This is a genomic window from Pseudoalteromonas sp. MT33b, assembly GCF_014117385.1.
GTDB classification, from domain to species: Bacteria; Pseudomonadota; Gammaproteobacteria; order Enterobacterales; family Alteromonadaceae; genus Pseudoalteromonas; species Pseudoalteromonas lipolytica.
This window is the reverse complement of sequence record NZ_CP059831.1, coordinates 785,731-798,712: the sequence shown is the minus strand read 5'-3', so window position 1 is coordinate 798,712 and position 12,982 is coordinate 785,731. Positions and strand designations below refer to the sequence as shown.

The following is a 12,982-nucleotide window of genomic DNA, read 5'->3' as shown; positions in this document are numbered from 1 at the left end:
CGACCTTTTAGAGTAAAGTGATGACGGACTATTAATGGCTGGTATGCGTCACATTTTCAAATAAAAGTCCTTGCATAGCGCACTATATTCAGCACTATACGCGCCACTGTTTGCATGAATCGTTAAATGTGTTGTCGTTAAAGGGGCTGCAACCTGACTAAATAACATTAAACTGCGACTGGGTGCTTTTTTCTCGGTTGTTTTAACTAAACACAGGTGGTTTAAATACCAGCCTTCTTGCTCTGCAATGGCAATAAATTGCTCGGCCTCAGGACAAGGCAGTATCACATTGAGCAGAGTATGTGCATGACTCAGCGCACTACACGCTTTGATTAATTCGCTAAAACTCAATCCATCGGTGTGGCGCGCTGTATTGCGTGCTGCATTATCGCCTTTAAGGCTGGCATTGAAATAAGGTGGATTAGTGATAATTGCATCAAAGGGGGTTGCTGCTTTAAAAGACTGCACAGCCCCTTGATAAAGCATAATGTCAGGCCAAGGGCTATTAGCAAAATTAGCGCGAGCATCAATACACGCGTTAGCCTCTATTTCGATAGCGTTAACAACCGCCTTCGGCGCACGTTGTTTTGCCATTAAAGCAAGCAACCCGGTGCCTGTGCCAATATCAACAATTCGTGCAGCATCGCTTACATGTGCCCATGCACCCAACAAAATCCCATCTGTTGAAACTTTCATTGCAGTGTGAGTTTGCCCTATCGAAAACTGTTTAAACACAAAACCTGACATTTTTTCACCTTTTCATTCACCAACAGCTGGATAGCGCGTATAATTAACGCCAATTGTCCTCTATTTATGTCACTCTATGCAATTTTCTGAATTTGATATCGATAACAAGCTGTTAAATGCCATTAATAAAATGGGTTTTGATACGCCAACCAGCATTCAACAACAAGCGATCCCTGAAGCATTACAAGGGCGCGATATTTTGGCATCTGCACCCACAGGTACCGGTAAAACAGCCGCGTTTTTGATCCCAGCTATTCAATACTTGCTTGATTTCCCTCGTCGTGACCCTGGTTTTGCCCGCGTACTTATCATGACTCCTACTCGCGAGCTTGCTTATCAAATCCATGAGCATTGTGAACAGCTTGCTGAGCAAACACACCTTAAAATAGGTGTCGTGACGGGCGGCATTAACTATGGAACGCACAAAGAAATTTTTGAGAACAATAACGACATTCTTATCGCGACACCTGGGCGCTTAATGGAATACCTCGAAACCGAGAACTTCCATGCTGAAAATGTCGAAATGCTTATTTTAGACGAAGCCGACCGCATGCTCGATATGGGCTTTCGTAAAGAAATGCTGCGTATTTGTGATGAAGCCAGAAATCGTCGTCAATGTTTTCTATTTTCAGCCACACTTGAAGGTGACAGTGTTGAGCTTTTCGCTGAGCGTATTTTAAATGATCCTGCGCTACTAGAAGCAGAATCGTCGCGTAAAGAAAAAGCAAAGATCCACCAGTGGGTTCACTTAGCCGACGACTACAACCACAAGCTTAAAATGTTAGTCGATATCTTAAACGGCGATGATATCCATAAAGCGATAGTGTTCGTTAAGACCCGTGAACGCCTAGAATCATTAATTGGTGCGTTAAATAACGAAGGACTGCGCGTTGCTTGGTTACGTGGTGAAATGCCACAAGATAAACGCATGAAAGCAATGGAGAACTTCCATTCTGGCCGCAATAAAATATTGGTAGCAACCGATGTGGCTGCCCGTGGTATTGACGTGGCAGATATCAGCCATGTGATTAACTTTGATATGCCTCGCACCGCAGACATATACGTTCACCGTATTGGACGTACTGGTCGTGCAGGCAAAAAAGGAATCGCGATTTCATTTATCGAAGCGCATGACGTTGCCATTTTAGGCAAAGTTGAGCGTTACATCGAACAAAAACTAAAGCGTCGAGTAATCAAAGGGATAGAGCCGCAACACAAAGAAGCAAAAATCCCTTCTAAAAAGAAAAAAGATCCAGCAAAGATCAAAGCGAAGAAAAAGGCAAAACCAAAAAAGAAAAAGTAGTGCGTGCTTAATAAGCCTTGTTAATAAAAATGCCGAGCCTGTCTCGGCATTTTTATCGCTGTTATTTGCCGTGTCTTTTTTACTGAACTATGTGTAATTACTTCACATACAGTTTCTTCAAAAAAATAAAACCTATAAAAATCAACAAACTAAAATTGGAACAGAATTTGTAATTGTTCATACAGAGTTCAATCTGTCATTATTGCGAGGGAATTGTATGAGCCGTTTCAAATTATCTGTTGTCGTAACCTTATTTAGCTGTCTTTTTTTATTGGCTTGCGCCACACAAGTCAGTGCCAACACCCATGTTTTAACAACCAGTACTTCGGCGCAACCGCGATTACAGCAAGTGGCTTTAAAGAAACTAACGAATAACCGCAATTTTAAAATTGAAAACTTACAGGTTATTGTAAATGGCGATACGATTGAATTATTAGGTTCAACGGAAACGGGGTTTCAACGTGCGCTGGCACAAAAGTTCTTAGAACACAGTCAGGGTGTAAGGCATGTAAAAAATAACCTTAAAGTGAGCAAACTAGAGAGTTGAACACTTTAAGGTTATTGAAGCTAACGCACGGCTGCGGTCAGCGGGTTATTCACCACTCGCTTTTAAATTAATAAATTTCGCAAGCTCTTCAGGCTGACCAACCAGCATCATGATTTGCTGGTTGATTTGCATCATCGACTTGCCTTCAGGTAGGCGTGCCGATAAAGACAATTTTGATAAACCACTGGCAAAGTTTTTAATCGCAGTGTCTAACTCCGCACTTACAGGAGCTTGTTGTAATTGCATTGCCACAACTTGCTCAAGGTCATCAAGTGTCATGCCTTGCGCTTTTAAGAAGCTTTCGACAACAGTTTTAAGTTCACCGTCGTCGTTGATTTCAAGCTCGATACTGCGCGGCTCTAATTGGCTCATTGCCGCCATCATTTTTGATTGTTGCTGTAGTTGTTGCTCTAAAGTGAGCTCAGCCCCATTCGCAGCATTTTGTGCTTGGCTGATTGATAAAGATGCTTCCATCAACGCCGTTGAATTTGCTAAACCAAGATTAAAACGTACATCAGCCACTTCGCTTGCCTTCACGTTAAGCGCAAACTTGCTATCACCTGACTCTTTGTTGTAATCAAGCGATGAATTCACGTTGTAACTCGTTGCGGCAAGCTTATTATTCGCACTGTCTGGAAGTTGCGATAAAAACTCATCACTAAAGCGGAAATTTGTCATCACGAAGCCCGTGTGGGGTGGGATCGCATCAACTTCGTAACCCGTCACTTCAATATTGTCGATAGTGGCAATGGTTTCATCGCCTTCAATGCTTTGCACATTTATACCAGACAACTGCATGCTGCTACTGAACACGCTTGCTGAAATATCGCTGTAAGTGATATCTACACCACTTTGGCTTGATAAAGCGCTTAGTTGCTTATCAACAACCTTTTTCACTTCCTGTGTTGCTGTATAGTTTGCGTAAACGACGCCACCTACAGCTGCAGCAACAACGGCTGCAATTACTAACTTTTTCATTTTATTTCCTTTGATTGGTGTTTTTTATAGTCTATCAAATTACAACTAGTTTATTAAAGACAGTAACTCATGCACTGTTTTAACAGGTGTAATTTTTGCGCCCAATCCTTCCATTGATTTATGGTAGTTACGATATGGAATAAAAATTTCAGTGAAACCATGCTGAGCGGCTTCTTTTACTCGCGGCACCCCACTGTCGATGGGCCTAACGTCACCATTTAAGCTTAATTCGCCCATAATACAGGTGGTTCTTGGCACAACAAATTCATTCAAACTACTCAACAATGCCGTAACTAATGCTAAGTCGATACAGGTTTCAGACTCATCAATTTTTAGGCCACCGACAATATTAAAAAACGTGTCATGAAAAATTTTAGTCTTGGTGTGTTTACGCAAAATCCCTGTGAGCATTTTGATACGATTCATATTTAAACCAACACACACTCGCTGCGGAAACTCAGCCTCGGTTTCTGTGGTTAAGCACTGAATCTCTAACAATAAATTACGATTACCTTTACGAATACATGTAATAGCCGATCCCGGCGATTCGGTGCTTGATCCCGATAAAAATATTTCGCTTGGGTTGTCAACACTGAGCATACCGCGCTCACACATTCTAAAAATACCGACGGTATCAATATCGCCAAAACGGTTTTTATTGGCACGTAAGGTACGAATTTGCCCATCGTTGGTATCAATATGCAGCAGCGCATCAACAATATGCACTAAGGTTTGCGGGCCTGCGATTTCGTTGTTTTTATTTACGTGAGCAATAATGAACATGGTGACGTCATTTTGCTTACAATATTGAGTGAGTGCTTGTGCTGCACTTTTAACTTGTGAAGGAGAGCCTGGGCTGCCATTAGCGGCTTCTGTCACAACCGCTTGAATTGAATCGATCACCGCAAACTTAATCTTGTTCTTATCAAGCTCTTCAATAATTGCTTCAACGCTGGTTTCTGACAGTAAATAAAGCTCATCAGGGTTATAATCTAAACGCAGTCGGTTTACACGGTTTTTAAACTGCGATAATGACTCTTCTGCCGTACAATAAAGTGACGGCATCACTTTCGACATGCGAGCAATTAAATCTGACAATAATGTCGTTTTTCCAGCCCCTGGATCGCCCGAAATAATATTTACGGAACCGGTGGTCACACCGCCACTTAATACACGGTCTAACTCACCAATGTCGGTTAAGCGTTTTTCTGCTTCGGCGGTTTCGACTTCATTAATTTTTTTTGAGCCGCCGCCAACACCGCCTGCGTAGCCTGCAACCACGGCACGGCTTGCCGCTTGTTTTGACTGTCCGGCTGAGGGCTTAAATTCTGCTAGCGTGTTCCATGCACCGCACTTACACTGTCCTTGCCAGCGCTGATAGTTCATGCCGCACTCTGTGCAGACAAATTCGATTTTTGCTGATTTTGCCATTCGGCCTTACCTATTTAGGTCGCTAATTTGTGACTAACTTGTTATTAAAAACTGACACTTAACACAATTAATGTATAGTAAGTTTATAATCACAAAAAGATAACTCGTTGTAACTAAAACCTCTTACTCCAGCTCTTTATTCAACACACTGTTAAATAAAGAACCGCTTTAGGGCATAGTTTTTGCTTACAAATAAAACTTAACAGTGCTTGCCATTTATTTGGCAAATACTTATAACAATAATTAATAAAATAAAAAAGTGACTACTGTTTGTGTTTTTACTGCGTAATTGCCGACTAGTATACCTACTTTTTTTAATAGACGTTGATGGTTTTATAAATGGCTGAAGACATTCTGCTTAAATATGAAAGCCTAGTTGAAGAGCTAAAGGCGTATTTAGGCACCCCAAAATTCGACAAACTGTTTAAATCAAAAACAGCGGGCTTAACTAAGCCTGAGCAGTTTTTGATCAAAATGGAGATGTCGCGTTTATCTCAGCCTGTTGCACGGTTTATTGATTTACGTGGGCAAGTAACGGGTCAAGTAAAACCATACGAATACGAAGGTAAACAACACTTTATGGACGATACTGCCATCGAAGTGTTTGAACAGGCTATTAAACGCCATGGCGGTTACACCCTTGCTGTCTATGAAGCGGTGATGAACACTGAAAACAACCATCGTGTCATGCAAAAGAAAGCGGCCGAACAAGCTCTTACTGAAGACGATAACGACAGTCAGTTATCAGCCAAAGTGATAAAATTTGCCTCCTACGAAAGCCGTCGTGAAGAGCGGATGAATTACTCTATCAAAATCACTGTTGAGTTTGATAAAGACAGCAAAGTAGCCGCAACAACATCTGATATCTCACTCAGTGGTGCAAAGATAAAGCTCGCGCCACGCTACAAGTTAAAAAAAGGTCAACTTATAGGCCTGCGCCTAGTCGGCCTTGAACAAGATTTTGAGTTAGGTTTAAAAAACGGAATTCAGTACGAAGTCGTCGCGATTGAAAAAGTATCACGCGAATACAATCATGTTCGCCTAAAACGCACCTTTATTGAAAACAACGAAAAGTTTGATGAGTTTTTAGAAAGCTTTATCCACGGCAATAAGCGTCGTTATAAAGTTAACCTAGACAATACGCTCGATGCGGTTGTGTCAAAAGGCTATGAACAATATTACATTCCGCGTGTGACCTCTCTTTATACCTTTTTAAGCTTACAAGGTGACAAGCTATACCCAAGCCTTGCCTTAACAACTGAAAATAATATTTTTATTCAGCGTTATTTTTGTGACGAGCGCAAGCTGTCTTGCTTATACAGTATTATTAACCAACAACGTATAGGCCACTTATTAAGCTCACCAGAGGCAGTAAAAGAAGAGTACCTTTATACTTTCACGCATGTTGTTGCTGGTAAAGTGTATTACTACTCTGCCACGCGTAGTGAGCTTGAAAGCCAGCCTCAGCTTAAAAATTTATTTTTAGGGTTTGGTAGTCAAAAAGACAGCTGGCAATGTTTTAAGTTGCAATTGATGCCAAGTCACCCTGAAGATTCGTATATTCCGTTGTCACTGCCCAGTAGTGCAGGGAAAGACATTGAAAAGTTGAACAAACCGCCCTCACCTCGCGTGCAAGGGTTGATCAAAGACGTTAAATATTTACTGATCTTAACGGCCATTGGTACGCCCTATGAGCAGCACTCTTATAAACAATTAACATTTGATAAAAACGCGATTAATCAACTAAAACAATTTGGCCATAGCAAACATAAAACACCGCCACACCTAGAGCCCGTAGCCCTTGAATATGTAAATTTAAGAGCGCACAAGCGCTATTTGTACAAGACAGCTATCGCCATAAATCATCACGAGCAGATTATCACAGGCCATACCCGCGACTTGTCAGTTATGGGATTACAAATCGAGTGTGATAAACCTGTTGAGTTTAAAAAAGGCGACATAATTAATATTAGCTTGCCTGATTTACAAAAAATTACCAAAAAACATGATTTATCGAGCCTTGCTTACGAAGTCATGGCGATTAGTAAGTCACTCACCACGGTTAATCTAAAAGTTCACCGTATTACAGACTTACCACATATGGCGATTAAGTTCTTTACGGTACTGATTGAAAACAATAAAGATAAGTTAAGGGTGTGTGAAGAGTCGCCTAAAATACCGGGTCTTTCAACGGCACTCAGAAATATGGTAACCAAAAGTGTTTGCCAATTTCCGTTCTATTTACACAAAGAAGCAGCGCATTTTAAAGCCGGTGCAATTGGTCAGGGTTTATATCCGAGCCCATTACATGTATTACTGCAAAACTTTGCGCTCTTAAACGAAAACACCAGTATTGAAGGGATTTTATCAACGCAGCAAATCACCGAAGTCATTACACCACTCATAAAAGATCGTAGCCGCCAAGACCCGCCGCTTGCTTTTACCTTATTTATTCGTTTTGACCCTCGCCAACCTTCAATCAGCGACGCGATTACGAGTCGGTGCATTAGTGAAGATGACTACAAACCCCAGACTTTGTTTGTAAAAAAAGCGCTGAGAAATGACCTCATGTTTGTGTTTCGTTTATATGTATCACGTACAGGGCGCCCTGATATTGATTATTTATCAAACGAACTCAAATATATAAGTCAGTATGCCTTACATAAAGCGAAAGATCTTGAAGAAGCGCTGTGGGCCGTGGCAGGTGTGGGTGATTTAATTGATATTAGTGATGAAGCGCTTACGCATTTTGATATTGATGAAACACTCAAAATCGAAATGAATAAGCGCAAGAAAACGTGGTTAAAGCGTGTAATCTAATGGAATTGTGAGCAAGTAACTGACTTGAAGTAACGAGCCTTCATTAATGGCTGTTTGTGCTTGCTCAACAACTTTCGGTTTTCCATGAACAGCCACGCCAAGCCCTGCTGCAGCCATCATTTTTAAGTCATTAGCCCCATCACCCATGGCAACAGTTTGACGGGTATTAAGCGCCAGTTTTTCTGCGATTCGCTTAAGCACTCGCGCTTTTTCTTCTGCATCAACAATCGTGCCTATGACCTTACCCGTTAGCCGGTTATCTTTAAACTCAAGTGTATTAGCATGTACTTCATCTAAACCAATAAGCGATTGTACTTGCTCAGCAAATGGCACAAAACCACCCGAGGCAATGGCAAGATGCCAGTCATACTTTTTAAGGTATTGGCAGAGCTCATTCACACCAGGCATCAAGGGTAAACGCGATTTTAAATCATCGATTAAATCAACATCAATGCCTTCAAGCTTTGCAACACGCTGTTTTAAGCTTTGTGCAAAATCAAGCTGCCCAGCCATGGCTTGCGCAGTGACAGCGGCCACTTCATCATACACATCGGCTAAACGTGCAATTTCATCAATACATTCTATCGTAATCGCTGTTGAATCCATGTCCATGAGTAATAAACCAGGCTCATTCACGGTGGGTGGATTCGTTAACTGCACCAATTGCAAGCCATGCTGATTGGCAAAGGCGGTTAATACGGATGGACTGAGTGGTGATGTTGAGTCGCTATGAACACACCACGCTGAGGGCATAGATTCAATAGGCTGATAACAACACACGGTTAAATTTGTGAAGCCGTGCGAGCTTAAAAACGCTGTCAGAGCCAGTAAATGGTCAGCACTGAGTTCACCGCCAAACGCCACGCTCAGTACGCCTTGATGTGCTTTGGGTAAAATATCTGTCGCAATTAGGTGTTTATTTTCAATTTTATACCAGCAATTTAGTGTTATTTGACCTGTTAAATTTGCTGTAGGTGTAGCAGCTAAGCTAAGCTGTGACATAGTGGCTCCACGTTAGACTTATGTCTGTTGTTGTGCGTGTATTTGCTACTCGCAATCAATGAACTAATAAGGTTATTATACTGGTTTAGTTGTACCATCAATTGTAAAAGCTGTCAGCAGCGTATACGGTGACTATGAAAAATAACCAACTTAAAACTCCATTTTCGGCTACTTATCGCCAACGCATCGTGCGATTAAGCCTAGCTGCGGCCTGTTTTGTGTTGCTTAGTTGGGTTGCCGTTAATAGTAGCTTTCAAAGCCATCAACTACTTTATGACAGTGCAAACAGTACCGCGACAAGCCTAACAAAATTTATGGCGCTTAATGCGCAGACCCCGCTCGAAGAAAAAAATAAGCCCGCATTAAATGCACTGTGTAATAACATAGCAGAAGACGAGTATGTTTTAGCAGCCATCGTTTATGACCAACAAGGGATCCAAATTGCCGCCAGTGATAACTGGCAAAGCCACCACACATTTGGACTTTTACCAGACTCGACTCCGGGAATAAGTAAACTCAAAACCCCCTTTGTCGAGCCTGTAATAAGCGATGATGAGCGTCCGATAGGCTTTGTAACCATCACTTATTTAACACAAGCGTCAATTGCAACCAGCCACAGCAGTTTTCATGATTTAGGCAGACAGGTCTTACTCATGTTGGTTATTACCTGTATTTTTACATGGCAACTAGGCCGAGGATTAAAGCGCTGGCAGGTAAATCGTTATATCAAAAAAAGTGCTGAGCAAGAGTCATAAAGCGCATCAGCTAACGATTGCTTTTCAGTACCCGAGACACCTTTTAGCTCACATAGGTGAGTAAACACCTCTCGTATTTTTAGTGGCGTATTGATTTGCCCTTGAGAGCCTGCAAGTGGCATTGAGGGCGCATCGGTCTCAAGCACTAAATGCTGGGGGGCAATATTACTTATCACTTGGCGTGTTTTTTCAGCTCGAGGGTAACTTATCACCCCACCCACCCCGAGTTTAAAACCTTGCTTAATATAGCTGTTTGCTTGTTGCTGCGACCCGGAAAATGCATGAATTACCCCGCCATATTTAGGCTTGCATCGCTTGAATGAACGCGCAATGAGATCATGGCTTTGTCGGTGGTGAACTATCAGCGGGAGTGCCAATTGGTTAGCAAGCTCAATCTGCCCTTCAAATAACGCAATTTGTTTATCAAGATTATCAATACTGCGATCAAGCCCGCATTCACCAATCGCAACAAGTTCATTCGCATGGGTTTTAGCAAGCTGCTCTAGCTCGCTTAGATGATGAGGTTGATGCTGTGATAAAAAATAAGGGTGTAAGCCTAGTGCAATTGATACGCTTGGATACGATTTTGAAAAGCAAAGCAATTGGGTCGATTGTGCCAAGCTAATACCCGGCACAACAAAGTGTGCGATCCCTGCGTTTTGACACGCGTCGATAAGCGCGTCGCGATTCTCATCAAACTCGCTAAAATCGAGGTGACAATGGGAATCAATAAAACGCATTTATGGATTTAAACGACCGAATTGCCAACTGCCGTCAGCGTTGCGCTGATACATAAAGCGGTCATGCAAACGGTGTGCACCGCCCTGCCAAAATTCAACTTTAGTCGGCTCTACACAATACCCTCCCCAAAAATCAGGGAGAGGAATTTCACCATCAGAAAACTTTTTCTTCATTTTAGCAAAGGTTTCCATTAGCACTTTACGAGACGAGACAGGGCGACTTTGCGCAGACGCCCAAGCTGCAAGCTGACTTTCCTTGGGACGCGATAAAAAGTACTTTGCCACTGCTGTGGTTGGTAATGGTTTTGCTTCGCCATACACAATTACTTGACGCTCCATATGGTGCCAAGGAAAGTGTAAGGAAATTTTGTTGTTCCCTTTAAGCTCTTGCGCTTTGCGTGAGCCCGTGTTGGTAAAAAACACGAAGCCGTTTTCATCAAGGTGCTTTAGCAAAACAATGCGCTGCGAAGGCTGACCATGCTCATCAACCGTTGCCACCACCATTGCCGTCGGATCTGGCAAGTTAGTTGCCACAGCCTGCTCAAGCCATTTTTCAAACTGCTTGATAGGCGATGCATCAAGCATGTCTTCAGATAAACCATCCTGTAAATATTCACGGCGAATATCTTCAAGTTTCATTTAAAAATTCCTTCTATCACAGTAAGCTATCAGCTAAAAATTAAGCAACATTTATATCTTGTCAATTTTTGTTGGGTGTCGCTGCGCTCTACCCAACCTACGAAGGCGGTAACATACGTTATCTGCAAGTGTAGGAGTGCTAGCAAGGCAATGAGCTTATTTATGCCATGGAGCATACGTTTTTGTATGTGACTTAGGCTAAATAAACTCATTAACGCAGCTAAAGCGAACTACACGAAGCAGATTACATTTGCTCCATAACTTCGATACCTAACAAATCCAACCCTTTTTCAAGCGTCTTCGCAACCAAATTACACAGTACTAAACGGCTATCACGTACACTTGGTTCTACACCGTCTTTAAGTACTGGGCACGCTTCGTAGAACGTCATGTATAGGCTTGCAAGTTCGTATAGGTATCCACATAGTACGTGTGGTGTTGCTTCGCTGATCATCAGGTCGAGTACTTCTTCTAATTGGAGAAGTTTTAGCGCAAGTGCTTTTTCTTGCGGCTCGTTGATAGCAACGTCTGCTGTTAATGAAGCGGCATCGATACCTGACTTGCGGAAAATACTGCGAACACGCGTATACGCATATTGAAGATAAGGTGCAGTTGCGCCTTCGAAACTCAACATCGTATCCCAATTGAAGATATAGTCGCTGGTGCGGTGCTTTGAAAGATCCGCATATTTTACTGCGCCAATCCCTACTTTACGGGCAATTTCACTACGCTCTTCGTCGCTTAGATCAGACTCACGCTCTGCAAGCTTTGCTGCTGCACGCGTGATTGACTCTTCAAGTAAGTCAGCTAGTTTAACGGTGCCACCCGTACGTGTTTTGAATGGCTTGCCATCTTCACCCATCATGGTGCCGAATGGGCAAAACTCGTAACTAGTTTCATCACGTAACAAACCAGCTTTACGTGCAGTTAGCTCAACTTGGTTAAAGTGTAAGCTTTGACGCGCATCAACAAAAATTAAGATACGGTCAGCACCAAGTTTGTTTGAGCGGTAATCACACGCTGCTAAGTCAGTTGTCGCGTATAAGAAACCGCCGCCTGATTTTTGCACGATAAATACTGAAGGTTCACCGTCTTTATTAGCAAGCTCGTCTAGGAACACAACTTGTGCGCCATTAGACTCAACAGCAATGTGCTTGTCTTTTAATAAAGCGATGATATTAGCAAGCTCACTGTTGTAAGCACTTTCAGCCATGATATCGTCTTGTTTAAGCGTAACATTTAAGCGCTTATACACTTCTTCAGAGTGCTTCACTGACGTGGCAATGAATAGCTTCCACAGCTTTTCACAGTGCGCATCGCCACCTTGTAATTTAACCACGTAGTCACGGGCTTTATCGGCAAAGCCTTCTTCATCATCAAACCGTTTTTTCGCATCGCGGTAGAAGGTTTCTAAGTCTGCCAGAGCCACTTTGTCTAAGTCGACACCTTGGCTAATTTGGTCTTCTAAATGCGCAATCAACATACCAAACTGCGTACCCCAGTCTCCCATGTGGTTTTGACGAATAACATCATCACCACGGAACTCAAGCGCACGAACAACAGCATCGCCAATGATCGTAGAACGTAAATGGCCAACGTGCATTTCTTTCGCAAGGTTGGGTGATGAGTAATCAACCACAACTTTTTGCGCGGTTGCATGCGGTGAAACCGCGAGCTTTTCATCTTCATTCGCTGCTTTTAAGCTTGTTGATAAAAATTCAGGCTTTAAGTGAATGTTGATGAAACCTGGGCCTGCAATTTCTGTTTTTTCTGCGATATCAGCAAGGTCTAGGTTATCGATAATTTTTTGTGCCAGTTCGCGTGGGTTTGATTTTAGCTTTTTAGCCGCTCCCATCGCGCCATTGATTTGGTAATCACCAAACTGCGGGCGTGTACTTTGTGTTACCGCGGGGTTCGTGTCTTCGGGTAGTCCTGCTGCAACCATGGCTGCAACGGCTTTTTCAATTAAAAGAGTACGGATATTCATTGTAATTTTTACCTTTATTGCCCGCCATGCGGG

General features: G+C 42.4%; 11 protein-coding genes. 4 read left to right on the top strand and 7 right to left on the bottom strand.

The features are described from left to right. Positions 1–48 precede the first annotated feature (48 nt). Entirely contained in the window at positions 49–747 is a 699-nt protein-coding gene (locus tag H3302_RS03720) for a tRNA1(Val) (adenine(37)-N6)-methyltransferase (protein ID WP_065978439.1), read from the bottom strand. 76 nt (positions 748–823) lie between these two features. Here H3302_RS03720 and srmB point away from each other — a divergent pair, with 76 nt between their 5' ends. Continuing rightward, positions 824–2,050: an ATP-dependent RNA helicase SrmB gene (srmB, locus tag H3302_RS03715; protein ID WP_036970576.1), complete on the top strand. Its 1,227-nt coding sequence runs from the start codon at positions 824–826 to the stop codon at positions 2,048–2,050. A 217-nt stretch (positions 2,051–2,267) separates the two neighbouring features. After that, positions 2,268–2,597 carry a BON domain-containing protein gene (locus tag H3302_RS03710; RefSeq protein WP_074989443.1) on the top strand — a complete coding sequence of 110 codons (330 nt, stop codon included), beginning with the start codon at positions 2,268–2,270 and terminating at the stop codon, positions 2,595–2,597. 45 nt (positions 2,598–2,642) lie between these two features. On the opposite strand, the gene H3302_RS03705 is transcribed toward H3302_RS03710, so the two are convergent. Next, positions 2,643–3,575, bottom strand: a complete 933-nt coding sequence (locus H3302_RS03705) for a hypothetical protein (protein WP_074989442.1) — start codon at positions 3,573–3,575, stop codon at positions 2,643–2,645. A gap of 45 nt (positions 3,576–3,620) precedes the next feature. Further along, positions 3,621–5,006 (bottom strand): DNA repair protein RadA, encoded by a 1,386-nt coding sequence (gene radA / locus H3302_RS03700; RefSeq protein ID WP_036970582.1) that lies wholly within the window; start codon positions 5,004–5,006, stop codon positions 3,621–3,623. 339 nt (positions 5,007–5,345) lie between these two features. On the opposite strand from radA, the gene H3302_RS03695 reads away from it, so the two are divergent. Further along, on the top strand, positions 5,346–7,826 hold the full coding sequence (locus tag H3302_RS03695) for a PilZ domain-containing protein (protein ID WP_075593820.1): 2,481 nt from the start codon (positions 5,346–5,348) through the stop codon (positions 7,824–7,826). On the opposite strand, the gene serB is transcribed toward H3302_RS03695, so the two are convergent. Beyond that, positions 7,809–8,828 (bottom strand): phosphoserine phosphatase SerB, encoded by a 1,020-nt coding sequence (gene serB / locus H3302_RS03690; protein ID WP_036970584.1) that lies wholly within the window; start codon positions 8,826–8,828, stop codon positions 7,809–7,811. The two genes, H3302_RS03695 and serB, sit on opposite strands and share 18 nt — an antisense overlap. 134 nt (positions 8,829–8,962) lie before the next feature. Here serB and H3302_RS03685 point away from each other — a divergent pair, with 134 nt between their 5' ends. Continuing rightward, entirely contained in the window at positions 8,963–9,583 is a 621-nt protein-coding gene (locus H3302_RS03685) for an AhpA/YtjB family protein (RefSeq protein WP_036970587.1), read from the top strand. Here the strand turns inward: H3302_RS03685 and H3302_RS03680 are convergent. From H3302_RS03680 to argS, 3 genes are all read right to left on the bottom strand, one after another. Continuing rightward, positions 9,550–10,323, bottom strand: a complete 774-nt coding sequence (locus tag H3302_RS03680; RefSeq protein ID WP_182396155.1) for a TatD family hydrolase — start codon at positions 10,321–10,323, stop codon at positions 9,550–9,552. The genes H3302_RS03685 and H3302_RS03680 overlap by 34 nt on opposite strands. Further along, positions 10,324–10,962, bottom strand: a complete 639-nt coding sequence (gene pdxH / locus H3302_RS03675) for a pyridoxamine 5'-phosphate oxidase (RefSeq protein WP_182396154.1) — start codon at positions 10,960–10,962, stop codon at positions 10,324–10,326. It lies immediately after the preceding gene. Between the two features lie 244 nt (positions 10,963–11,206). Then, positions 11,207–12,949 (bottom strand): arginine--tRNA ligase, encoded by a 1,743-nt coding sequence (argS, locus tag H3302_RS03670; RefSeq protein ID WP_036970597.1) that lies wholly within the window; start codon positions 12,947–12,949, stop codon positions 11,207–11,209. Positions 12,950–12,982: the final 33 nt, after the last annotated feature.

Excerpts from the sequence above, each read along its gene's own strand:
- H3302_RS03720 (WP_065978439.1), bottom strand. The coding sequence starts at position 747 with ATGTCAGGTTTTGTGTTTAAACAGTTTTCGATAGGGCAAACTCACACT.
- srmB (WP_036970576.1), top strand. The coding sequence starts at position 824 with ATGCAATTTTCTGAATTTGATATCGATAACAAGCTGTTAAATGCCATT.
- H3302_RS03710 (WP_074989443.1), top strand. The coding sequence starts at position 2,268 with ATGAGCCGTTTCAAATTATCTGTTGTCGTAACCTTATTTAGCTGTCTT.
- H3302_RS03705 (WP_074989442.1), bottom strand. The coding sequence starts at position 3,575 with ATGAAAAAGTTAGTAATTGCAGCCGTTGTTGCTGCAGCTGTAGGTGGC.
- radA (WP_036970582.1), bottom strand. The coding sequence starts at position 5,006 with ATGGCAAAATCAGCAAAAATCGAATTTGTCTGCACAGAGTGCGGCATG.
- H3302_RS03695 (WP_075593820.1), top strand. The coding sequence starts at position 5,346 with ATGGCTGAAGACATTCTGCTTAAATATGAAAGCCTAGTTGAAGAGCTA.
- serB (WP_036970584.1), bottom strand. The coding sequence starts at position 8,828 with ATGTCACAGCTTAGCTTAGCTGCTACACCTACAGCAAATTTAACAGGT.
- H3302_RS03685 (WP_036970587.1), top strand. The coding sequence starts at position 8,963 with ATGAAAAATAACCAACTTAAAACTCCATTTTCGGCTACTTATCGCCAA.
- H3302_RS03680 (WP_182396155.1), bottom strand. The coding sequence starts at position 10,323 with ATGCGTTTTATTGATTCCCATTGTCACCTCGATTTTAGCGAGTTTGAT.
- pdxH (WP_182396154.1), bottom strand. The coding sequence starts at position 10,962 with ATGAAACTTGAAGATATTCGCCGTGAATATTTACAGGATGGTTTATCT.
- argS (WP_036970597.1), bottom strand. The coding sequence starts at position 12,949 with ATGAATATCCGTACTCTTTTAATTGAAAAAGCCGTTGCAGCCATGGTT.